This window comes from Pseudomonas sp. 13B_2.1_Bac1, assembly GCF_025466155.1.
In the GTDB taxonomy this organism is placed as follows: Bacteria; Pseudomonadota; Gammaproteobacteria; order Pseudomonadales; family Pseudomonadaceae; genus Aquipseudomonas; species Aquipseudomonas aylmerensis.
Genome location: NZ_JANLOH010000025.1, coordinates 1 through 20924, shown reverse-complemented (window position 1 = coordinate 20924; position 20924 = coordinate 1). Strand labels below are relative to the sequence as shown.

General features: G+C 63.1%; 21 protein-coding genes and 1 other RNA gene. 11 read left to right on the top strand and 11 right to left on the bottom strand.

Going from position 1 to position 20924, the window contains the following annotated elements:
• Positions 1 to 115 precede the first annotated feature (115 nt).
• From NTD80_RS05520 to hemN, 4 genes are all read left to right on the top strand, one after another.
• Positions 116 to 2566, top strand: coding sequence for a heavy metal translocating P-type ATPase (locus NTD80_RS05520; RefSeq protein WP_262132533.1), 2451 nt, complete (start codon positions 116 to 118; stop codon positions 2564 to 2566).
• A gap of 22 nt (positions 2567 to 2588) precedes the next feature.
• Positions 2589 to 2807, top strand: coding sequence for a cbb3-type cytochrome oxidase assembly protein CcoS (ccoS, locus tag NTD80_RS05515; RefSeq protein WP_065909596.1), 219 nt, complete (start codon positions 2589 to 2591; stop codon positions 2805 to 2807).
• Positions 2800 to 3483 carry a sulfite exporter TauE/SafE family protein gene (locus NTD80_RS05510; protein ID WP_120449427.1) on the top strand — a complete coding sequence of 228 codons (684 nt, stop codon included), beginning with the start codon at positions 2800 to 2802 and terminating at the stop codon, positions 3481 to 3483. Before ccoS ends, NTD80_RS05510 begins: the two co-directional genes overlap by 8 nt.
• 103 nt (positions 3484 to 3586) lie before the next feature.
• Positions 3587 to 4969, top strand: a complete 1383-nt coding sequence (hemN, locus tag NTD80_RS05505; RefSeq protein ID WP_262132530.1) for an oxygen-independent coproporphyrinogen III oxidase — start codon at positions 3587 to 3589, stop codon at positions 4967 to 4969.
• A 7-nt stretch (positions 4970 to 4976) separates the two neighbouring features.
• Here the strand turns inward: hemN and NTD80_RS05500 are convergent, their stop codons facing one another.
• Complete coding sequence (locus tag NTD80_RS05500) at positions 4977 to 5441, bottom strand: hypothetical protein (RefSeq protein WP_201145692.1); 465 nt, start codon at positions 5439 to 5441, stop codon at positions 4977 to 4979.
• Positions 5442 to 5594: 153 nt separating this feature from the next.
• On the opposite strand from NTD80_RS05500, the gene fnr reads away from it, so the two are divergent.
• Both fnr and NTD80_RS05490 read left to right on the top strand, forming a co-directional pair.
• Positions 5595 to 6329, top strand: a complete 735-nt coding sequence (gene fnr / locus NTD80_RS05495; protein WP_065909589.1) for a fumarate/nitrate reduction transcriptional regulator Fnr — start codon at positions 5595 to 5597, stop codon at positions 6327 to 6329.
• Between the two features lie 81 nt (positions 6330 to 6410).
• Positions 6411 to 6959, top strand: a complete 549-nt coding sequence (locus tag NTD80_RS05490; RefSeq protein ID WP_213553489.1) for an adenine phosphoribosyltransferase — start codon at positions 6411 to 6413, stop codon at positions 6957 to 6959.
• A gap of 108 nt (positions 6960 to 7067) precedes the next feature.
• Here NTD80_RS05490 and NTD80_RS05485 read toward each other — a convergent pair whose 3' ends face one another.
• From NTD80_RS05485 to dnaX, 5 genes are all read right to left on the bottom strand, one after another.
• Complete coding sequence (locus NTD80_RS05485; protein WP_262132529.1) at positions 7068 to 8216, bottom strand: acyl-CoA dehydrogenase family protein; 1149 nt, start codon at positions 8214 to 8216, stop codon at positions 7068 to 7070.
• A 199-nt stretch (positions 8217 to 8415) separates the two neighbouring features.
• Positions 8416 to 9018, bottom strand: coding sequence for a recombination mediator RecR (recR, locus tag NTD80_RS05480; protein ID WP_015885312.1), 603 nt, complete (start codon positions 9016 to 9018; stop codon positions 8416 to 8418).
• 66 nt (positions 9019 to 9084) lie between these two features.
• The gene (locus tag NTD80_RS05475; RefSeq protein WP_065909583.1) at positions 9085 to 10119 is read right to left on the bottom strand and encodes an NADP-dependent oxidoreductase; all 1035 of its coding nucleotides are present in this window, start codon (positions 10117 to 10119) and stop codon (positions 9085 to 9087) included.
• A 182-nt stretch (positions 10120 to 10301) separates the two neighbouring features.
• On the bottom strand, positions 10302 to 10640 hold the full coding sequence (locus NTD80_RS05470; RefSeq protein ID WP_003193199.1) for a YbaB/EbfC family nucleoid-associated protein: 339 nt from the start codon (positions 10638 to 10640) through the stop codon (positions 10302 to 10304).
• Between the two features lie 43 nt (positions 10641 to 10683).
• Positions 10684 to 12738, bottom strand: a complete 2055-nt coding sequence (gene dnaX, locus NTD80_RS05465; protein ID WP_262132526.1) for a DNA polymerase III subunit gamma/tau — start codon at positions 12736 to 12738, stop codon at positions 10684 to 10686.
• 133 nt (positions 12739 to 12871) lie between these two features.
• Here dnaX and NTD80_RS05460 point away from each other — a divergent pair, with 133 nt between their 5' ends.
• Together NTD80_RS05460 and NTD80_RS05455 are read left to right on the top strand one after the other, a co-directional pair.
• Positions 12872 to 13639, top strand: coding sequence for a substrate-binding periplasmic protein (locus NTD80_RS05460; RefSeq protein WP_262132523.1), 768 nt, complete (start codon positions 12872 to 12874; stop codon positions 13637 to 13639).
• A gap of 54 nt (positions 13640 to 13693) precedes the next feature.
• Positions 13694 to 14065, top strand: a complete 372-nt coding sequence (locus NTD80_RS05455; protein WP_065909579.1) for a VOC family protein — start codon at positions 13694 to 13696, stop codon at positions 14063 to 14065.
• On the opposite strand, the gene NTD80_RS05450 is transcribed toward NTD80_RS05455, so the two are convergent.
• A complete protein-coding gene (locus tag NTD80_RS05450) occupies positions 13979 to 14938 on the bottom strand; it encodes a DMT family transporter (RefSeq protein ID WP_106802976.1) in 960 nt (319 codons plus the stop codon). The genes NTD80_RS05455 and NTD80_RS05450 overlap by 87 nt on opposite strands.
• Before the next feature lie 101 nt (positions 14939 to 15039).
• On the opposite strand from NTD80_RS05450, the gene NTD80_RS05445 reads away from it, so the two are divergent.
• Together NTD80_RS05445 and NTD80_RS05440 are read left to right on the top strand one after the other, a co-directional pair.
• Positions 15040 to 15903 carry a LysR family transcriptional regulator gene (locus tag NTD80_RS05445; RefSeq protein ID WP_065909572.1) on the top strand — a complete coding sequence of 288 codons (864 nt, stop codon included), beginning with the start codon at positions 15040 to 15042 and terminating at the stop codon, positions 15901 to 15903.
• Positions 15904 to 15964: 61 nt separating this feature from the next.
• The gene (locus NTD80_RS05440) at positions 15965 to 16867 is read left to right on the top strand and encodes a DUF2167 domain-containing protein (RefSeq protein ID WP_065909570.1); all 903 of its coding nucleotides are present in this window, start codon (positions 15965 to 15967) and stop codon (positions 16865 to 16867) included.
• Positions 16868 to 16923: 56 nt separating this feature from the next.
• Here NTD80_RS05440 and NTD80_RS05435 read toward each other — a convergent pair whose 3' ends face one another.
• Positions 16924 to 17511: a hypothetical protein gene (locus NTD80_RS05435; RefSeq protein ID WP_262132520.1), complete on the bottom strand. Its 588-nt coding sequence runs from the start codon at positions 17509 to 17511 to the stop codon at positions 16924 to 16926.
• A 1-nt stretch (position 17512) separates the two neighbouring features.
• Positions 17513 to 18559, bottom strand: a complete 1047-nt coding sequence (locus NTD80_RS05430) for an N-acetylmuramidase family protein (RefSeq protein ID WP_262132519.1) — start codon at positions 18557 to 18559, stop codon at positions 17513 to 17515.
• A 258-nt stretch (positions 18560 to 18817) separates the two neighbouring features.
• Here NTD80_RS05430 and NTD80_RS05425 point away from each other — a divergent pair, with 258 nt between their 5' ends.
• Positions 18818 to 19375 (top strand): hypothetical protein, encoded by a 558-nt coding sequence (locus NTD80_RS05425; protein ID WP_262132518.1) that lies wholly within the window; start codon positions 18818 to 18820, stop codon positions 19373 to 19375.
• 87 nt (positions 19376 to 19462) lie between these two features.
• On the opposite strand, the gene ffs is transcribed toward NTD80_RS05425, so the two are convergent.
• An RNA gene (gene ffs, locus NTD80_RS05420) (signal recognition particle sRNA small type) lies at positions 19463 to 19559 on the bottom strand.
• Between the two features lie 142 nt (positions 19560 to 19701).
• Entirely contained in the window at positions 19702 to 20865 is a 1164-nt protein-coding gene (locus NTD80_RS05415; RefSeq protein ID WP_262132551.1) for a putative zinc-binding metallopeptidase, read from the bottom strand.
• Positions 20866 to 20924: the final 59 nt, after the last annotated feature.

The window sequence follows — 20924 nt, the reverse complement described above, 5'->3', positions numbered from 1 at the left end:
TCCACCTGCGCTTCGCGCATCGCCGGCAAGCCGGCGCCTGCAGGCCTGACGCGTTACCCTGCAGGAGCCGGCTTGCCGGCGATGCGGCCCTCCCAGCCGGCTAGAATCCCTACCCATGACCAGCCCAACCCCCTGCTACCACTGCGCCCTCCCCGTCCCGCCCGGCAGCCGCTTCACGGCGGTGATCCTCGGCGAGCGCCGCGAGCTGTGCTGCCCCGGCTGCCAGGCCGTGGCCGAAGCCATCGTGGCCGGGGGCCTGGAAAGCTATTACCAGCACCGCAGCGAAGCCTCGGCCAACCCCGAGGCGCTGCCCGTGCAACTGGTCGACGAACTGGCGCTGTATGACCGCGCCGACGTGCAAAAACCCTTCGTGCGCCACGACGGCGATCTCGCCGAAGCGACACTGCTGATGGAAGGCATCAGCTGCGCCGCCTGTGGCTGGCTGATCGAAAAACACCTGCGCAGCCTGCCCGCCGTCGCCGAGGCGCGGTTGAACCTGTCCAACCATCGCCTGCAGGTGCGCTGGGCCGATGGCCAGTTGCCGTTGAGCCAACTGCTCAGCGAACTGCGCCACATCGGCTACGCCGCGCACCCGTATCAGGCCGACCGTGCCGCCGAGCAATTGGCCAGCGAAAACCGCCTGGCCCTGCGCCAATTGGGCGTGGCCGGCTTGCTGTGGTTCCAGGCGATGATGGCGACCATGGCCACCTGGCCGGAATTCAATATCGACCTGAGCCCCGAGCTGCACGTGATCCTGCGTTGGGTGGCGATGTTTCTGACAACACCCATCGTGTTTTACAGCTGCGCGCCGTTTTTCAAAGGCGCCCTGCGCGATCTGCGCACCCGCCACCTGACCATGGATGTATCGGTCTCCCTGGCGATTGGCGGGGCCTATCTGGCCGGTATCTGGACGGCGATCACCGGGGTCGGCGAGTTGTACTTCGACGCCGTCGGCATGTTCGCCCTGTTCCTGCTCGCCGGGCGTTACCTGGAGCGCCGCGCACGCGAGCGGACGGCGGCGGCCACCGCGCAATTGGTCAACCTGCTGCCAGCCTCGTGCCTGCGCCTCAAGGGGGATGGCCAGAGCGAGCGCATCCTCTTGAGCGAACTGGCGGTGGGCGACCGGGTGCTGGTGCATCCCGGCGCGGTTCTGCCTGCGGACGGGGTGATCCTCGAAGGTCAATCGAGCATCGATGAATCGCTGCTCACCGGAGAATACCTGCCGCAACCCCGGCGCGCGGGCGATGCGGTGACTGCCGGCACCCTGAATGTCGAAGGCGCCCTGAAGGTCGAAGTGCGGGCCTTGGGCCATGACACGCGCCTGTCCGCCATCGTGCGCCTGCTGGAGCGGGCCCAGGCCGAGAAACCGCGCCTGGCGCAGATCGCCGACCGCGCCGCGCAGTGGTTCCTGTTGTGCTCGCTGATCGCCGCGGCGGTGATCGGCCTGGTGTGGTGGGAGCTGGATGCGTCGCGGGCGTTCTGGATCGTGCTGGCGATGCTGGTTGCGACCTGCCCGTGCGCGCTGTCCCTGGCCACGCCGACCGCCCTCACCGCCGCCACCGGCACCCTGCACAAACTCGGCCTGCTGCTGACCCGGGGCCACGTGCTCGAAGGCTTGAACCAGATCGACACGGTGATTTTCGACAAGACCGGCACCCTCACGGAAGGCCGCCTGGCACTCAAAGCCATCCGCACCTTGGGCGCCACCAGCAGCGACTTGTGCCTGGCGCTCGCCGCCGCCCTCGAAAACCGCTCCGAACACCCGATTGCCCGCGCGTTTGGCCGTGCGCCCATGGCCGCCGATGAAGTGCTGAGTTTCCCCGGGCTCGGCCTGGAAGGTCGCGTCGGTGAACGCCTGCTGCGCATCGGCCAGCCGGGGTTTGTCTGCGAACTCAGTGGCTGCCCGATGCCGGCCTCGCCGAACGAAGCCGGCCAATGGCTGCTGTTCGGTGACCGTGACGGCGCCCTCGGCTGGTTCGTGCTGGACGACCGCCTGCGCAGCGACGCACCCGCGTTGCTGGCCGCGTGCAAGGCGCGTGGCTGGCGCACGCTGCTGCTGTCGGGGGACACCTCGCCGATGGTCGCGAGTGTCGCCGCTGAGCTGGGCATCGACGAAGCCCACGGCGGCCTGCGCCCCGACGACAAACTGCAGGTGTTGCAACGCTTGCACCAGCAAGGCCGCACGGTGCTGATGCTCGGCGATGGCGTCAACGATGTGCCGGTGCTCGCCGCTGCCGATATCAGCGTGGCCATGGGCTCGGCCACTGATCTGGCCAAGACCAGCGCCGATGCGGTGCTGCTGTCCAACCGCCTCGACGCGCTGGTGCAAGCCTTCAGCCTGGCACGGCGCACCCGCCGGGTAATCATTGAGAACCTGCTGTGGGCCGGGCTGTACAATGGCCTGATGCTGCCGTTTGCCGCCCTCGGTTGGATCACCCCGATCTGGGCGGCGATCGGCATGTCCCTCAGTTCGTTGACCGTGGTGCTCAACGCCCTGCGCCTGACTCGCCTGCCGAGCGCGCCGGCCCACAGCGCCCCCTCAGTAACCCGCCCGCTGCCGGCTTGAGCCGCGCGGGCATGGAGTGCAGATGCCAGCTCTATACGTGATGATTCCGGCGGCGCTGCTGTTAGTCGGTGTCGCTATCTACATCTTCTTCTGGGCGGTGGACAGCGGCCAGTACGATGACCTCGACGGCCCGGCCCACAGCGTGCTGTTCGACGATCAGGACCCCAACCACCTGGCCGCCATCGACGAAGCCAACGGCCCCGAACAGCCGCCCGCGCCCAAAGATCCGCCCCATGCTTGAACTCGCGCCGCTGCTGGTCTCCGCGCTGATTCTCGGCCTGCTGGGCGGTGGCCACTGCCTGGGCATGTGCGGCGGGCTGATGGGCGCGCTGACCCTGGCGATTCCCAAGGAGCAACGCAGCCGCCGCTTTCGCCTGCTGCTGGCGTACAACCTGGGGCGCATCCTCAGCTATGCCACGGCGGGGTTGTTGATCGGCCTGGCCGGCTGGGCCGTGGCCAACAGCCCGGCGGCGATGTTCATGCGTGTACTCGCCGGGTTGCTGTTGATCAGCATGGGTTTGTACCTGGCCGGCTGGTGGAGCGGCCTGACGCGCATCGAAAGCCTCGGACGCGGCCTGTGGCGCTATATACAGCCGGTGGCGAACCGTTTGCTGCCGGTGTCCAGCCTGCCCCGCGCATTGCTGCTGGGCGCGCTGTGGGGCTGGTTGCCGTGCGGGTTGGTCTACAGCACCCTGCTGTGGGCGGCGAGCCAGGGCAATGCGCTGGACAGCGCGTTGCTGATGCTGGCATTCGGCTTGGGCACCTGGCCAGTGCTGCTGGCCACCGGCCTGGCAGCGGAGCGGGTCACGGCGTTATTGCGCAAACGCAGTGTGCGCGTGGCCGGCGGCTTGCTGGTGATCCTGTTCGGCGTCTGGACATTGCCCGGTCCGCATCAACACTGGCTAATGGGCCATTAAAAGGCCATGTGGCATAGCGCCGCTCCCCGTTGATGCAAATCAACATGCCCTCCAGGTCACACCCCTAGACTCGGCCCACTAGCCTATCCGGGGGAACGCCCGCATGCTCGACGCCATTCGTTGGGACACCGATCTGATTCACCGCTACGACCTGGCGGGACCGCGCTACACGTCCTACCCCACCGCCGTACAATTCGACAGCCAGGTCGGGACTTTCGACCTGCTCCACGCCCTGCGCGACAGCCGCAAGGCGGTGCGCCCGCTGTCGCTGTATGTGCATGTGCCGTTCTGCGCGAACATTTGCTACTACTGCGCCTGCAACAAGGTGATCACCAAGGACCGTGGCCGCGCCCAGGCGTACCTGCAGCGCCTGGAGCAGGAGATCCAACTGGTGGCCTGCCACCTCGACCCCAAGCAGCCGGTGGAACAACTGCACCTGGGCGGCGGCACGCCGACCTTTCTCAGCCACGACGAACTGCGCCAGGTCATGGGCAGCCTGCGCCAGCACTTCAATCTGCTTGACGATGACTCCGGCGACTACGGCATCGAGATCGACCCGCGCGAGGCCGACTGGGCGACCATGGGCCTGCTGCGCGAACTGGGCTTCAACCGCGTCAGCATCGGCGTGCAGGACCTCGACCCGGACGTGCAGCGCGCGGTCAACCGCCTGCAAAGCCTGGAAGAGACCCGCGCGGTGATCGACGCGGCGCGCACCCTGCAGTTTCGCTCGATCAATATCGACCTGATCTACGGCCTGCCCAAGCAGACCCCGATCAATTTCGCGCGCACCGTGGAGGAAGTGATCAGGCTGCAACCGGACCGCCTGTCGGTATTCAACTATGCCCACCTGCCTGAGCGCTTCATGCCCCAGCGGCGGATCAACACCGACGAACTGCCGTCACCGGCGTCCAAGTTGCTGATGCTGCAAACCACCATCGAACAACTGACCCAGGCCGGCTATCGCTACATCGGCATGGACCACTTTGCCCTGCCGGACGACGAACTCGCCGTCGCCCAGGAAGAAGGCACCCTGCAACGCAACTTCCAGGGGTACACCACCCATGGGCATTGCGACCTGATCGGGCTCGGCGTGTCCGCCATCAGCCAGATCGGTGACCTGTACTGCCAGAACACCAGCGACCTCAACGGCTACCAGAACACCCTCGCCGGCGCTCAACTGGCCACCAGCCGTGGCTTGCTGTGCACCACCGATGATCGGCTGCGACGCGAGGTGATTCAGCAATTGATCTGCAATTTCAGCCTGGTCTTTGATCGGGTCGAGCAGGCTTTCAACATTGATTTTCGCGGGTATTTTGACGACGTATGGCCCCAACTGGAGACCATGGCGCAGGACGGCCTGATCGAACTGGACGCGCAGGGCATCCGCGTGCTGCCGGCTGGCAGGCTGTTGGTACGCTCGGTGTGCATGGTGTTCGATGCCTATCTGGAACACCAGAACAGGCAGCGATTTTCGCGGGTGATCTGAGCGGACGCTACTTCGACGCCAGGCTCATGGCTTGCATCTGTGCGTCGGCTGGCTCGTCCTTCAAGGCCTTGCCCAGTTGCATCTGGGCCATCGTCAGGCCGCTTTGCAAGGCCGCCAGCGAGGCCTGCAGGTTGCCCACCCGCGCCTGGCGCGCCTCGGGAGTCAAGGAGTTATCCGCCGAAGCCGCCGCGATTTCGGCCATCTTGTCGGCAATCTGCTTCTTCAGCTCACGAATCATTTTCAGCAGTTGCTTGATGCTGTCCTTCAGGTTGCTGTCGTCGATGTCCTTGTTGGAATCGGCTTTGGCAGCCTGGAAACCGGCACTGGAAATCTTCACCGCCACACCCTCGACCGCCTTGGTTTCAGCAGCAGGCGCGGGGGCTTCGGCCTTTTCATCGGCCCCTGCAGCAGGTTTCGTATCCGGCACGATCGGCAGGCGGATGGCAGGGTTGTTGGCAGCGATAACGGACATGTTCTGAGCTCCGGCTCATGGAGGTACACCACTGTATCGACCCTGTTACAAAAACCTTTATACCGGTGCCGGTTTTTTGTACAGGCTGGCCTCGGCGCCCCCCAGTGCGTTACCCTTACGTCTTATGTGTGTTTTCCCACAAGGATTTAAGAAATGTCCGAGCCAGTTAAACTGCGCGCTCACAGCCAGGCTCATTGCAAGGATTGCAGCCTGGCCCCCCTCTGCCTGCCACTTTCGCTGAATCTGGAAGACATGGATGCGCTGGACGAGATCGTTAAACGCGGTCGCCCACTGAAAAAAGGCGAGTTTCTGTTTCGCCAGGGCGACAAGTTCGACTCCGTCTATGCAGTACGGTCGGGCGCCCTGAAGACGTTCAGCCTGAGCGACGGCGGCGAGGAACAGATCACCGGTTTCCACCTGCCCAGCGAACTGGTCGGCTTGTCGGGCATGGACACCGAGATCCACCCGGTGTCGGCCCAGGCGCTGGAGACGACGTCGGTGTGCGAAATTCCCTTCGAGCGCCTCGACGAACTGGCCCTGCAGTTACCGCAACTGCGCCGCCAGCTGATGCGCGTGATGAGCCGCGAGATTCGCGACGACCAGCAAATGATGCTGCTGTTGTCGAAGAAAACCGCCGACGAGCGGATCGCCACGTTCCTAGTCAACCTGTCGGCACGTTTTCGCGCCAGGGGTTTCTCGGCCAACCAGTTCCGCCTGAGCATGTCGCGCAATGAAATCGGCAACTACCTGGGCCTCGCCGTGGAAACCGTGTCCCGCGTGTTTACCCGCTTCCAGCAGAACGAGCTGATCGCCGCCGAAGGCAAGGAAGTGCATATCCTCGATCCGATCCAGCTGTGCGCACTCGCCGGTGGCTCCCTGGAGACCTGAGGCAGACGCCTGCGGCCGCGCCAATTGGCAAGGCCGCAGGTATACTTGGCGTCCGTTTTCCACGCCCAGGACTCTGCGCCGATGACCTTCGATTCGTTCGACATCAAATCCCTGATCCGTCCCGTCATCGACTTCCCCAAGCCTGGGGTGATCTTTCGTGACATCACGCCCTTGTTCCAATCGCCCAAGGCCCTGCGCCTGGTGGCCGACACCTTTGCACACCGTTATGTCGAGGCCGACTTCAGCCATATCGGCGCGATGGATGCGCGGGGCTTCCTGATCGGTTCGATCATCGCCTATCAACTGAACAAACCGCTGATCCTGTTCCGCAAGCAGGGCAAGCTGCCGGCTGACGTCCTGGCCGAGGGTTACCAGACGGAATACGGCGAAGCCTTCCTGGAAGTCCACGCCGACAGCCTCTGCGAGGGCGACTCGGTACTGATGTTCGATGACCTGATCGCCACCGGTGGCACCCTGATTGCGGCGGCCAACCTGGTGCGGCGCATGGGGGCGAAGATCTTCGAAGCGGCGGCGATCATCGACCTGCCGGAGCTGGGTGGGTCGCAACGCCTGGAAGACATGGGTATCCCGACCTTCTGCCTGACGCGGTTCGCGTTGAACGAACGTTAATCGCTGCCTGTACCGGCCCCATCGCGAGCAAGCCCGGCTCCCACCTTGGCAGGCGCCCACCTGTAGGCGCTGGCTTGCCAGCGATAGCGCTCGACAGAGCCCCCAGGATCACAACCCCATCTGCTTGCTGATGATCTCATTCATCACCTCGCGGGTGCCCCCGCCGATGGACAGGATGCGGTTATCGCGGTACAGCCGCTCCACCAAGTTGCCGCGCATGTAGCCCTGGCCGCCGAGGATTTGCACGGCGTCATAGGTGACGCGGTCGGCGGTGTCGGTGGCGAGGTTCTTGGCCATGGAGATTTCCTTGATCACACTCTTGCCGGCCGCCATCTTCGCTGCCTGGCGGTAGGTGAACTCGCGGGACACCTCCACAGCGGTAGCCATTTCCGCCAGGCGATGCTTGAGCACCTGGAACTTGCCGATGGGTTTGCCGAACGCTTCGCGCTGGGAAGCCCACTTGAGGCTTTCCTCCAGCGCCATCTGCGCAGTCATGTTGGCCATCAATGCCAGCGCCAGGCGTTCGCTCTGAAAGTTGCCCATGATGCAGGCGAAGCCCATGTTCTCGGCGCCAATCAGGTTGCCTACGGGCACACGGCAATCGTCGAAGAATAATTCAGCGGTGTCCGACGCCCACCAGCCCATTTTCTTCAGGGGCTGGCCAACGGTGAAACCGGCGGTGTTTTTCTCGATCAGCAGCAGGCTGATACCGGCAAAGCCCGGCCCGCCGGTGCGCACGGCAACGGTGTAGAAGTCGGCACGGCTGCCGCTGGTGATAAAGGTCTTGCTGCCGCTGACGCGGTAATGCTCGCCCTCCCGAATGGCGCGGGTCTGCAGGCTGGCCACATCGGAGCCGCCGCCCGGCTCGGTCACCGCCAGGGCGATGATCTTCTCGCCCGACAGCACCTGTGGTGCCACCCGGTCGCGCACCGATGGCAATGCCCATTTGACTATCGGCGGCAAGCCGATATCCAACGAACCCAAGCCCGCCACCACCCCGCCGGAACCGCAGCGCATCAGCTCCTCACTGGCGGCCACCTTGGCGAACAGGTCACCTTCATGGCTACCGCCGAGGGCCTCGGGATAACCAATCCCCAGGATCCCCGCCGCACCGGCCTTGAGGTACAGCTCACGGGGAAAGCTGTGGGCCTCCTCCCATTGCTCGATGTCCGGCAGCATTTCACGCTCGACAAAACGGCGCACGCTGTCGCGGACCAATTGGTGGCTGGGGTCGAAGTAGTCCTGGAAGGCAGACATCGGCAAGCTCCACGGTGAGGTGGAGCGAACTTACCAAGCGCTTGCTTGGTTATCAAGTTATGCGCACATTCTGCTGACAATACAAAACTAATGTGGGAGCGGGCTTGCTCGCGAAAGCAGTGGAACAGTCAGTGCACTTGGCACTGACAGACCGCTTTCGCGAGCAAGCCCGCTCCCACATTTTGAGCTGTAGCGTTTTTTACAGCGCGATCGGCTTGCGACCTGCGAACGAGTGAGCCAGCGTCCCGCCATCCACCAGCTCCAGCTCGCCACCCAACGGCACGCCGTGGGCGATGCGCGAGGTGATCAGGCCTTTGTTGGTCAACAACTGCGCGATGTAATGCGCCGTCGCTTCACCTTCCACCGTAGGGTTGGTCGCCAGGATCACCTCGGTAAAGGTGCCCTGCTCTTCAATGCGCGCCACCAGTTGCGGAATGCCGATGGCCTCCGGGCCCAGGCCGTCCAGCGGCGACAGATGACCCTTGAGCACAAAGTAGCGCCCGCGATAGCCGGTCTGTTCCACCGCGTACACATCCATCGGCCCTTCCACCACGCACAGCAGGGTGTCATCGCGGCGCGGGTCGGCGCATTGCGGGCAAAGTTCTTCTTCGGTGAGGGTGCGGCACTGGCGGCAGTGACCCACGCCAGTCATGGCCTGGCTCAGGGCCTGGGCCAGCCGGGTGCCGCCGCTGCGGTCACGCTCCAGCAGCTGCAGCGCCATGCGTTGGGCGGTTTTCTGGCCAACGCCCGGCAATGTGCGCAAGGCGTCGATCAGTTGGCGAATCAGAGGGCTGAAGCTCATGGGGCAATGGTCCGACAAAACAACGAGACGCGGTTTATACCCGCGCCCCGGATGAGCGTCAAATCCTCAATCCTGCGCGACACGTACCACCAACTTGCCGAAGTTGCGTCCTTCCAGCAAACCGATAAACGCTTCGGGCGCCTGCTCCAGGCCATCGACCACGTCTTCGCGAAATTTCACTTTGCCCTCGCGCACCCATGGCGCCATGGCACTGATGAACTCCGGATGGCGATCACCGTAGTCGTCGAACACGATAAAGCCCTGGATACGCACCCGCTTGGTCAGCAAGGTCCGCTGCAGCGCCGGCAGACGGTCAGGACCACTCGGCAGTTCATGCGCGTTATAACCGGCAATCAGCCCACACAGCGGAATCCGCGCCTTGGGGTTGAGCAGCGGCACGACCGCGTCAAACACCTTGCCGCCGACGTTTTCGAAATAGATGTCCACGCCTTTGAAGCACGCCAGGGCCAACTCGTTGGCAAAATCCGCGCTCTTGTGATCAATGCAGGCGTCAAAACCCAACTCCTCGACCACGTAGCGGCACTTGTCCGCGCCTCCCGCCACACCTACCACACGCAAGCCCTTGAGCTTGGCCACCTGCCCCACCACCGAGCCCACGGCGCCGGACGCTGCCGCCACCACCAGGGTTTCGCCGGCCTGTGGCTGGCCGATGTCCGTGAGGCCCATGTACGCGGTCATGCCCGGCATGCCCAGCACCCCAAGGGCCATGGACGGGCTGGCCAGGCCCTTGGGCACCGGCATCAGGTTGCGGCCATCGGAAATGCTGTGGCTCTGCCAGCCGGTGGAACCAACGACGAGGTCGCCCACTTCAAATTTCGGATTACGCGACTGCTCGACACGACTGACAGCGCCACCGGTCATCACCTCGTCGATTTCCACCGGCGCGGCATAGGACGGTGCATCGCTCATGCGGCCACGCATGTAGGGGTCGAGGGACAGGTACAGGGTTTTCAGGAGAACCTGGCCGTCTGCCAACTCCGGCAGGTTCACGCGTTCCAGGCGGAAATTTTCCGGGGTCGGGGCGCCCTGCGGGCGTGAGACCAGGACGATGCGCTGGTTAAGAATCGGTTCTTGAGGCATCAGGGGGCTCCTTTATCGAATTCATCGGTATAGGGTGCAGACCATGGTAGAGCGCTTGCGGTTCGATGTTTCGTCTATCGCCCCGTCGCGTGTGCATCGCAGCAGCGTGGCAAACCGACGTCACACCCAAAAAAAATGCCAGGCACGAGGCCTGGCACTGGAGTCTAGCTAAAGCTCGCCGATCAGAACGGCAGCTTCATGCCCGGTGGCAATTGCATGCCAGCGGTCACGCCGGACATTTTGTCCTGGCTGTTGGCTTCGATCTTGCGCACGGCGTCGTTGACGGCCGCGGCGAACAGCGCCTCGAGCATTTCCAGGTCATCTTCGCCCACGCCTGGCAACACGCTTGGGTCGATGCTCACGCGCTTGATGTCGTGACGACCGGTCATCACCACGCTGACCATATCGCCACCGGCTTTACCGGTGACTTCGGCGTTGGCCAGTTCTTCCTGCATCTTGGCCATCTTTTCCTGCATCTGCTGCGCCTGCTTCATCAGGCCGGCCATGCCACCTTTCATCATGGGAATCACCTCAAAGTACGTGGATCAATTTAGTAGCCCGGTATCAGGACGCCTGGGGCACCGGGGCTTCGACAGGTTCAATTGTATCGTGGCGAACGACGGCGCCGAACTGTTGCATCATTTGCTGGATGAGCGGATCAGCCTGGATCGAGTCCTCGGCTTCGCGCTGGCGGTTGATGCGCCGGCGGGTCGCGGCCTGGGCCGGGGTTTCCTGCTCAGGCTTGATCAGCTCGATGGCGACGGTCAGCGTGCGCTCATGGTACTGGTTCAGGGCATCGTTGAGGCGACGTTGCTGGGTCGCGTTGAACAGGGCGCTGTGGGCCGGGTCCAGGTGCAACAGCCAGTGGTCGCCCTCGATGGAAATCAGGGTGCAGTTGGCGGCAATACTGCCGGTCATGCCGGAGATCGGCAACTTCGGGAACAGCTCCAGCCATTGCAGGGCCAGGCCGGTGGCCGGCGCCGCAGCAGGCTCGGCCTCGGGCTCCGGGGCCGGCTCGGCGGTGTGCTCGCTGGCCAGGTCGTCCAGGTAGCTGTAGGCCGAATCCATGTCCGGCTCGATGTAGTCTTCGTCCAGCGGCGGCTCGTCATCCAGGTCGATCCCTGGAACGGCGGCCTCGACCTGAGCGACGGTCGGTTCCGGCACCGGCGCGGCGACCCACTCCGGCGCATCCGGCACCACGCTGTCAGGGGTCGGCGTAGGCATCGGCGTCAGTTCCGGCTGCTCGCCGGCCGTTTCCAGCACGGGCTCCACCGCAGGCTGCAGTTCGGGCTCGACTTCAGGCTCTACCGGATCATTCCAGGGCAGGTCGACAACAGACGCAGGCTCGGGCTCGGCCACCGGAGGCGGCGTAACCACCGGCGCTGCCGCGACGGGCGCAGGCTCAGGCGCCGGCGCAACAGGTGCAGCAACCACTGGCGCAACCACCGCCGCGCCAGCCACTGGTTTGGCGGAATCAACTGTGGCCTGGCTGATCCCCACTGGCTTTAGCGGCTGTCTCGGTGCGTCCGCCGAGTCAGCGGGCCGGAAGGCCAGCATCCGCAGCATGACCATCTCGAAGCCACCTCGCGGGTCCGGCGCCAGCGGCAGGTCGCGGCGCCCGATCAGGCCCATCTGGTAGTAGAACTGCACGTCTTCGGCCGGCAAGGCCTGGGCCAGCGCCAACACGCGGTCGCGGTCGCCATGGCCGTTGTCGACACCTTCCGGCAACGCCTGGGCGATGGCAACGCGGTGCAACACATTGAGGATTTCCGAGAGCACGCCGTTCCAGTCCGGGCCTTGCTCCGACAAGTGGCGCACAGCTTCGAGCAACGCCTTGGCGTCGCCTTCGATCAGCGCGTGCAGCACGTCGAACACCTGGCCGTGGTCCAGGGTACCGAGCATGGCGCGCACATCGGCGGCCATGACCTTGCCTTCACCAAAGGCAATGGCCTGGTCGGTGAGGCTCATGGCGTCGCGCATCGAACCGTCCGCCGCACGGCCGAGCAGCCACAGTGCGTCGTCTTCGAACGGCACGTTCTCGACGCCCAGCACGTGGGTCAGATGCTCGACCACACGCTCGGGGGTCATGTTTTTCAGCGAGAACTGCAGGCACCGCGACAGAATCGTTGCAGGGAGTTTCTGCGGATCGGTGGTGGCCAGGATGAACTTGACGTAGGGCGGCGGCTCTTCCAGCGTCTTCAACAGGGCGTTGAAAGAGTGGCTGGAAAGCATGTGCACTTCGTCGATCAGGTAGACCTTGAAGCGACCACGGCTCGGCGCGTACTGCACGTTGTCGAGGAGCTCGCGGGTGTCTTCGACCTTGGTGCGGCTCGCGGCGTCGATCTCGATCAGGTCGACAAAACGCCCTTCGTCGATTTCCCGGCACACCGAACACGTGCCACAGGGCGTGGAAGTGATACCGGTTTCACAGTTCAGGCATTTGGCGATGATGCGCGCAATGGTGGTCTTGCCCACCCCGCGAGTACCGGTGAACAGGTAGGCGTGGTGCAGCCGTTGGCTGTCCAAGGCATTGATCAGAGCCTTGAGCACATGGGTCTGGCCGACCATTTCGCGGAACGAGCGCGGACGCCATTTACGTGCAAGAACCTGATAACTCATCGAAAACCGTCGCAACTGGGAAGCGGGAGCCGGTAATGCTAGCGGAGCAAGGGGGAAATTGCATCCGGCACGCTCGTCTAATCTGACTAAGCTCTGCTGATTGGCCCCGAAAAGGCCTGAACCCGGAGAGTCTATGCGCGTAGTCCTGGGCGCTTTATGGATGATTGCCTCGGCCAGCCTGGCGGCGCCCGCACCGCTGCGCTTCTCGGTTTCCGACAGCTGGGCGATGCCCATGGTGCAACTGGAGGACGGCCGGCCCACCCAGGGGATTTTGTATGACTTGATGTTGAGCCTGGCCACCCAGGTCGGCCGACCGGCGCAGTTCCACGTGCTGGCACGGGCGCGTATCTCGGCGGCCATGGAACACGGCGAGATCGACGTGCGCTGTTATGTCACCCAGGCCTGGTTCGATAACCTGTCCGGTGATTACACCTGGAGCATCCCGCTGATGGTGCAGCGCAATTTGCTGGTCAGCACCCAGGTGCCCGCGCAACCGGTCCATGTGAAGCAGTTGCCGGCGCAATCGATCGGCACGGTGCTCAACTATCGCTACGCCACGCTCGACCCGCTGTTTGCCAGCGGCAAACTCACCCGCGACGATGCGCGCAGCGAAGAACAGGTGCTGCACAAACTGGTGGCCGGGCGCTTCAAGTTCGCGGTGATCAACGAATGGATTCTCGACCGTTTCAACCAGCGCATGCCGATCGGCCAAAAGCTGCACAAGGTCGCGGTGATCGATGAGCAGAACCTCGGCTGCACCGTGCGCAATGACCCGGACGTGCCGGTGCAGCGCATCCTGCGCACGCTGTTGCGGATGAAGATGTCGGGCGAGATCGATGACATCATCCAGCTGTACACCGGGGAAGGCGCGCAGCCCCTGCACACTCCTGACAGGAACTGACAGTACCGCCTTATAGACTGGCCCCACTCAAACGCCCGTCCTCAAGGAGCCAGCATGCACACCGTCGCTCATTACTTCCTGCTGTACGTCGACAGCCCGGCCACCAGCGCCAACTTCTATAGCCGCCTGCTGGACCAGCCGCCGGTGGAACTCAACCCGACGTTTGCCCTGTTCATTCTGGGCAACGGCGTGAAACTCGGGCTGTGGTCGCGTCATACCGTGGCGCCGGCAGCGCAGTTGACCGGCGGCGGTGGTGAAGTGGGCTTCTCGCTGCCCGACACCGGCGCCGTGGACGCGTTGCACGACGTGTGGGTCGAACGTGGCGCGACGATCATTCAATCACCGACCGCCGTGGATTTCGGCTACACCTTTGTCGCCCAGGACCTCGACGGCCACCGCCTGCGTGCGTTCAGCCTGAACGACTGAGCGCCAGCGCCCCTCCAGGCTGATGGCCGCGACACTGGCCAGCACGATCACCGCGCCGAGCATCACTTGCACGGCAATGTGCTCGCCCAGCAGCGTCGCGGCCATCACCATGGCGACCGGTGGAATCAGGTACATCGCCACCGACGCACGGCTGACCTCGACATGCTTCAACACGTAGCCCCAGGCCAGGTAGGCCAGGGCGCTGGGGAAGATACCCAGGACCAGCACCGCCAGGTTTTCCGCCAATGGTGCCTGCGCCACGGCGGCGGGCAGGCCCGGCAGGTTCACGCAGAGCATCAGCGTGCCGGCCCACACCATGTAGCACGCCATGGTCAGCGGGCTGTAGCGGTGGGCATAGTGTTTCTGGATGGCGAAATACACGCTCCACGACACCGCCGCGAGCAGTATCAGCAAGCCTCGCGGGTCGATATCGCTCACGCCCTGATCACCCCAGATCACCACCAGCACGCCGAGCAATCCCAGCAAGACGCAGCTCCAACGCCACAGGCTGACCCGTTCCTTGAGGCAGACAAATGCGATCAGCACGCTGAACAATGGCGCCGACTGCGCCAGCACACTGGAGGCTGCCGCCGTCACCCATTGCTGCCCATAATTGAGGCTGGTGTGGTGCAGGAACACCCCGAAGAACCCCAGCACCAGCAACCACGGCACATCCCGCAGGCGCGGCCGGCCGATGCCCAGCACCAGGGCTACAGCGCCCATGAACACCGAGGCAATCAAGAACCGCAGCAACGCCAACTGGCCGGGGCTGTAGCTGTGCAGCCCCATGTGCACGCCAATCGGCGAATAGGCCCAACAGAGGATGACGCTGGCGATGACTAGCGTAAGCTTTACGGGTGACGGGGTATTCATCGACGGCGTCCGGAACTGAGAAGGAATGCCGTCAGTCTTGGCCCGGCCAAGGCGCAGGACAATTAACCGTTTCTGACTTCTGAAATCACTGGAACTGAGCGATGGAACTGGCCCAACTGAAAATGGTGCGAGCCGTGGCGCAAACCGGCAGCGTGGCCCAGGCCGCCCTGCAATTGCACTGCGTGCCGTCCAATATCACCACGCGCATCAAGCAACTGGAGAGCGAGCTGGGCACCCCGCTGTTCATCCGCGCTGGGCGTGGGCTGGCGATCAGCGCGGCGGGTGAGATCTTCCTCGATTACTGCGAGCGCATCCTCGCCCTGGTGGATGAGTCCAAACGCGCCGTGGACGCGAATGCCATCCCGCGTGGGACCTTGCGGATCGGGGCGGTGGAGTCCAGCGCCAGCGGCCGCTTGCCGCCACTGCTGGCGGAATATCATCGACGCTACCCGGAGGTCAGCCTGGAACTGGTGACCGGTGCCTGGGGCCAACTGCTCGATGACCTGCAGCACCACCGCCTGGACGTGGCACTGGTGGCCTCGGGCAATAAACGCGCGAAGCTGGAACACAGCGTGGTCTACAGCGAGCGCCTGGTGCTGATCGCGAGTGCCTCCAGCGCCCCCATCCAGAGTGCCCAGGACCTGGCCGGGCGCACCTTGCTGGTCTGGCCACCCGGCTGCCCCTACCGCGCGGCACTCGAAAACTGGGTCAAGCCCCATGACTTCAAGCCGACCATCGCCAGTTACGCCAGCTGGGGCACAATCATCGGCTGCGTCAGCGCCGGGATTGGCGTGGCACTCGCGCCCGAAGGCATCCTGGCCCGCTATGAGCAGGCCAACCAGTTGGCGTCGTACCGATTCGAGGAACTGCAGGCCGTGGACAACCTGCTGTTCTGGCATAAGGACACCCAGCGGCACCTGGCACGGGACGCCTTCGCCGGGCTGCTGCGCGAGACGTTTGGCTAACCCGTAGCAGCTATTTCGTATTATCCTCCCGCGAAATTAATTCAAAATGTAAGGGACTACCATGAATTACTTCCGCCTGTTACTGGCGGCGGCCGCCCTGAGCCTGCCTGTCGCCCCCGCTTTCGCAGCCGCCCCACCTGCCCCCGTAGAAGCCAGCGCCCCCGCGGAAACGGCTGAGCACTTTCTTGCATCACTCAAGCAGAAGACCGGCACCATCAGCCTGCCCAGCGGCATCGCCACGCTCAAGCTCAACGACGAGTTCTACTACCTCGACCCGGCCGACACCGAGCGCCTGCTGACCGATGGCTGGGGCAACCCGCCGGGCTTCAAGACCCTGGGCATGATCGTGCCGAAAGCCGTCAGCCCGCTGTCGGAGCGCGGCTGGGGCGTGATCGTCAGCTACAAGGCAGACGGGCACATTTCCGACGAGGATGCCGCGAAAATCGACTACGCCGACCTGCTCAAGCAAATGCAGGAAGAAGACGAAGCCGAGAATCAGGAACGCCAGAAACAAGGCTACGCGGGCCTGCACCTGCTGGGCTGGGCCGAGCCGCCGCGCTACGACGACACCACCCACAAGATGTACTGGGCCCGCGAACTGAAGGCCGACGACGCCGAGCAAACCACCCTCAACTACAGCATCCGTGTGCTGGGCCGTGAAGGCGTGCTGGAACTCAACGCCGTCGCCGCGATGGCCGACCTGTCCACGATCAAGCAGGAAATGCCCAAGGTCCTGGCCTTCACCAACTTCACCGACGGCAATCTCTACACCGACTTCAACCCGAAAACCGACAAGCTGGCCACTTACGGCCTCGCGGCATTGGTAGCCGGCGGGATTGCCGCCAAGGCCGGCTTGTTCGCCAAGATCGGCATCTTCCTGCTGGCGGCGAAAAAGTTTCTGGTGATCGGCGTTGTGGCGCTGCTCGCCGGGGTGCGCAAGTTGTTCAACCGCAACAAGGCCTGAACCCCGGACACAAAAACGCCGCTGCGTGCCAGGCACGCAGCGGCGTTCGGGAGGTCTCAGCGCGGCGGCGCGAGACGGCTGTATTGGCCCTGGCTGATCCAGCCGCTGAACGAACGGTCCTGGGCATTGATGAACTCGACCTGGGCCCAGCCATCCTTGACGGCCAGCACGCCCACCACATCACCCTTGACAATATACGGGCGCTTGGCGGCCTTGGCGCCAGGGGTTTTCTGCAAATACGCCTTGTCGGCGGCCACCGTGACCAGGCCGATCCAGTTTTTACTGGCGGTCTGGGTCAGCTCCAGGCCGGTGGCAATCTCCGGCATCAGCACGTTCATGCAGCCGGGATGCTGGCGGCCCTGCTGCACAGTCAGGGTAACGCCGTCGGACGACGGGGCCACGCTGCCGGGGTAGGCTTCGTCGTGCCAGGTGGTCAGTGCGCCGGGCTGGCCTTGCAGGTAAAACGCGCAACTGCGGGTCACGCCCTCGCCCAGTTCCTCGGCGTAGAAACCTTCGACTTGATGGTCAGGCGTCACTGCCAACATCAGGCCCTCGTACTTGCCCGAATGCAACGCAGGGGTGCCAGCAAACGCAGGGGCAACGGCACACAATGACAACACGCCAACAGCAAGAAAACGGATCATCTTATTTCTTCCTTTCAAATTCTTCGTAGGCTTTTTTCATAAGGACGTCATAGTTGCCGTAGTCCTCGCCGTTATAGTTGTAGGCCATGGCGGTAAAATCCTTGGCCTTCATTGCCTTCATCAGCGCCGGGCTCTTGCTGCAAAAACTCAAGTACGCTTTAAGTTGGTTGCCAGCATTCACCTTTAATGCCGCGACGAATTCAAACACGGTCTTGTAACCGCACGATCCGAAGTTGAAGCCCATGACCTGAAACATCCCCCAGGACGCCGACATCAACGCCGCTTCCTGATCGAGGGCGAAGGCGGTCGCCATGGTTTCCCAGGCCTTGACCTGGTCCTTGTTGTTGACCTGCCACTGCGGCCCGGCTTTTCTCTCGTAGCGGTAAGACAGCAGCGGGTGCGCCTGGTCGTAGATATGCTTGGTGTACTTGCGAAAGTGGTGCCCTTCGAAGGCGATGATCGGCAACTTGGCCGGCCCGAACCCAAAGCGCCCGCCAGACTCGATGGTCGCGAAAGCCTTGATCACATTCACCGAAATACCGTTGCCCAACTGCGTGGCGGCGTTCTGGAAGTCTGTATCGCTGAGCGTCATGCCCCCGTCGCACGTGGCCTGCATCATCAGTTGCCGGTTACGCCGCTCGGCCTCGATCGTCGCGCGAACGCGGTCCAGGTACACATTGACCGTCGCCTGCACGGCATCGCCCTGGTTATTGCCGAACGCATTCAAGAAGCTGGGGATGCGCAGGGTCGGGAAGGCTTTGACCGGCACCTTCACCGCCTCTTCGATCAGACTGTTGAAGGTCCGGCCGGTGGGGTCGATCACGCCATCGGGGTGGGCATATTTAAGGTGGCGAAACTGATACTGGCTGATGCACTGCACCAACTGGCCGTCACACTTGCCGTTTTCGGCCAGTGGAAAGCCCATCTTGGGAATGATCAAGTTGAATAGATACTGGATGCACTGAACATCGGCGGGCAAGTTACGGGCTTTACCGGGAGCACCTACCGAAGCACTGATAAGACGGGGCAACCCTTGCAGGCTTTTCATCACAGACATCCTTGTGAGTTAAAGAAGTGATAGCACTTCAATATCATTGCGTGCTCTTGTCATAATCTGAAACAAGTAGCCGGCGCAAACTAGCAAGGTGGTTTTGGGTTGTCCAGAGTAAGTATTAAAACCTGTGAAAGGGCCCTCACCAGGGTGCCGTTAAACCGTGCAATGACCGTTAAGCGAGGTATTTGCCGGCGCATTCGGCTACTGTCACGGGCGCATGACGCTCGTACCTGAAAACATTCAAGGATTGAAATGAAAGCTACCCTGCTTATCGTGTCGCTCGTAGCCCTGCTGGCCGGCTGCGCCTCCGCGCCGACCCCCGACCTGTCACGCCCCTCCATCGCCGACACTCAGTCGGTGCAGTTCGCCGGCAAGACGTTTGTACTCAAATTCCGCAAACCGGGGCTGTGGGAGTTTTTCCCACCGCAGGAAAGCGTCGATGCCTGGAGTGAAATGCTCGACTTCACCGTCGTCCCACGCGATCAGAACCGCTTCGAGCCGCTCGACCTGGGCAAACGCACCGTGCAACTCCACCAGCAGGAAAACCCGAACATGCCGGCGATCCTGACGACGGACAACAGGACCGGGGTCTTGTACCTGATGCTGTTCTTCCCCAAGTCACTGCGCAAGGATGGGCAATTCTCTGAAATCAGCTTCTTCAAGTACTACAAGGACAGCGCCACGGATCAGATCATCATCTTTCACTTCGCCAGGAATATTCCCACACCGGATGACCCGGTAGAAAGCACGCAAAAGATGGGCGAGGAATTGGTGCCGACGTTCAAGGCTTTTCCACTGTATCGGCCATAAAGCGCGCAGCAGACATCGATTCGCCAATGGCGATTGGAACTGAACAGGATTTTTGAGGGGTGTTGCGGAAGAGCGTTATGGAGGCAACCCCACCAGCCACACCCCGGCACACAATGTTCCCGCTGTGGCTGCTGCCTTCCGGCTCTGACCAGGTTCACGGGTAATCGTTGCGGGGGGACCGATGGGGTCACCATAACGACGCTTGCCTCTCGGCAAGCCGCGCCATTGTACCGATCTCATCGGAAGTTACAACCGTTGGTGCCGGATTAAAAATATTCGATGGTTCAAGCACTTGTGTCCGCCCGTAGGAGCTGGCTTGCCGGCGCCTACAGGATCACCGCGTCGTCGGCGCGGCCGCCCTCTTCCTGGATGACCAGGTGAATGAAGTGCAGCTTGGCGATCACCGCGGGGGGTAACACGAAGGGATAGAAATCCGGCTGCCCCATGCTGCGCGATAGTTCGTTGAGCATGCCGGCCAGTTCGATCCAGGCGTTGACGAACGACAGGAACGCCACTCCCCCGGGATGCTCAGGGTCATACAGGGTGGAGAGCGGGAATGGCTGGTAATCCAGGTCCATCTCGCGGGCGCTCATGCCGAAGCCCAGGGCGGTGTCGACGGCGTCCATCATGTGCAGGTAGTGAGCCCAGGTTTCGGCCCAATCTTCCCAGGGATGCATGGTGGCGTAGGCACTGACGCAGGTTTGCTGCCAGTCGGGGCGCGGGCCGTTCTGGTAGTGCTGGTCAAGGGCATCCGCGTAACTGGCGCGTTCGTCGCCGAACAGGTGGCGAAAAGGCTCCAGCCAGTGGCTATTGGCAATCAGCCGATCCCAATAATAATGGCCGACCTCGTGGCGAAAATGGCCAAGCAAGGTGCGATACGGCTCACGCATCTGCACGCGGATTTTCTCGCGGTGGGCGTCGTCGGCTTCCTTGATGTCGAGGGTGATCAGGCCGTTGGCATGGCCGGTCATCGGCGCATTGCCTTCCAGGTCGATGCCGACGAAGTCGAAGGCCAGGCCGTTGTCCTCATCCTCACTCTTGGGCACCACGCGCAGGCCGAGGCTGATCAATTGCGCCACCAGTCGGCGCTTGGCGGTCTCGACCTTGCGCCAGCGCTCGCGGTTTTCTGCAATAGAAAGGTCCGGGATGGTGCGGTTGAGGCTGCACGCCACGCACAGTGGCGCGGTGCTGTGGGCAGGGATCAGCCAGTTGCAGGCAGCGGGCGTGTCGAGGTTGGCGCAGCGGCGGAAGGCGCCGGCGTCAAGGTTGTCATCCTGCAGCCACGTGCCGGCGACGGGGCCGGGTTGCAGGGAGGACAAGCGGCTTTGCTGCGGCTGGTAGCCGAGCACGGCCTGGCAGGCCAGGCACTGGCTGTTGCGAAAGAACAGCGATTGCCCGCAACGGCATTGCCACACCTTGCTATCGCGCGATGAGCCCGGCATGAACGGCGCGGCGATGCGCGAACTGAGTTGCTCGAAGTAGCGGAACATGGCGGTCTCTCCCTGGGTGACGAAGACTAGATCAATTCGCACCGAAGAACGTTCCGAAA

What these genes read in the sequence shown, in the direction of transcription:
- dnaX (WP_262132526.1), bottom strand. Translation starts at nt 12,738, where the DNA reads ATGAGTTATCAGGTTCTTGCACGTAAATGGCGTCCGCGCTCGTTCCGC.
- NTD80_RS05460 (WP_262132523.1), top strand. Translation starts at nt 12,872, where the DNA reads ATGCGCGTAGTCCTGGGCGCTTTATGGATGATTGCCTCGGCCAGCCTG.
- NTD80_RS05520 (WP_262132533.1), top strand. Translation starts at nt 116, where the DNA reads ATGACCAGCCCAACCCCCTGCTACCACTGCGCCCTCCCCGTCCCGCCC.
- NTD80_RS05470 (WP_003193199.1), bottom strand. Translation starts at nt 10,640, where the DNA reads ATGATGAAAGGTGGCATGGCCGGCCTGATGAAGCAGGCGCAGCAGATG.
- NTD80_RS05455 (WP_065909579.1), top strand. Translation starts at nt 13,694, where the DNA reads ATGCACACCGTCGCTCATTACTTCCTGCTGTACGTCGACAGCCCGGCC.
- NTD80_RS05435 (WP_262132520.1), bottom strand. Translation starts at nt 17,511, where the DNA reads ATGATCCGTTTTCTTGCTGTTGGCGTGTTGTCATTGTGTGCCGTTGCC.
- NTD80_RS05500 (WP_201145692.1), bottom strand. Translation starts at nt 5,441, where the DNA reads ATGTCCGTTATCGCTGCCAACAACCCTGCCATCCGCCTGCCGATCGTG.
- NTD80_RS05445 (WP_065909572.1), top strand. Translation starts at nt 15,040, where the DNA reads ATGGAACTGGCCCAACTGAAAATGGTGCGAGCCGTGGCGCAAACCGGC.
- NTD80_RS05440 (WP_065909570.1), top strand. Translation starts at nt 15,965, where the DNA reads ATGAATTACTTCCGCCTGTTACTGGCGGCGGCCGCCCTGAGCCTGCCT.
- NTD80_RS05475 (WP_065909583.1), bottom strand. Translation starts at nt 10,119, where the DNA reads ATGCCTCAAGAACCGATTCTTAACCAGCGCATCGTCCTGGTCTCACGC.
- NTD80_RS05430 (WP_262132519.1), bottom strand. Translation starts at nt 18,559, where the DNA reads ATGAAAAGCCTGCAAGGGTTGCCCCGTCTTATCAGTGCTTCGGTAGGT.
- fnr (WP_065909589.1), top strand. Translation starts at nt 5,595, where the DNA reads ATGTCCGAGCCAGTTAAACTGCGCGCTCACAGCCAGGCTCATTGCAAG.
- NTD80_RS05425 (WP_262132518.1), top strand. Translation starts at nt 18,818, where the DNA reads ATGAAAGCTACCCTGCTTATCGTGTCGCTCGTAGCCCTGCTGGCCGGC.
- recR (WP_015885312.1), bottom strand. Translation starts at nt 9,018, where the DNA reads ATGAGCTTCAGCCCTCTGATTCGCCAACTGATCGACGCCTTGCGCACA.
- ccoS (WP_065909596.1), top strand. Translation starts at nt 2,589, where the DNA reads ATGCCAGCTCTATACGTGATGATTCCGGCGGCGCTGCTGTTAGTCGGT.
- NTD80_RS05485 (WP_262132529.1), bottom strand. Translation starts at nt 8,216, where the DNA reads ATGTCTGCCTTCCAGGACTACTTCGACCCCAGCCACCAATTGGTCCGC.
- NTD80_RS05415 (WP_262132551.1), bottom strand. Translation starts at nt 20,865, where the DNA reads ATGTTCCGCTACTTCGAGCAACTCAGTTCGCGCATCGCCGCGCCGTTC.
- NTD80_RS05490 (WP_213553489.1), top strand. Translation starts at nt 6,411, where the DNA reads ATGACCTTCGATTCGTTCGACATCAAATCCCTGATCCGTCCCGTCATC.
- NTD80_RS05450 (WP_106802976.1), bottom strand. Translation starts at nt 14,938, where the DNA reads ATGAATACCCCGTCACCCGTAAAGCTTACGCTAGTCATCGCCAGCGTC.
- NTD80_RS05510 (WP_120449427.1), top strand. Translation starts at nt 2,800, where the DNA reads ATGCTTGAACTCGCGCCGCTGCTGGTCTCCGCGCTGATTCTCGGCCTG.
- hemN (WP_262132530.1), top strand. Translation starts at nt 3,587, where the DNA reads ATGCTCGACGCCATTCGTTGGGACACCGATCTGATTCACCGCTACGAC.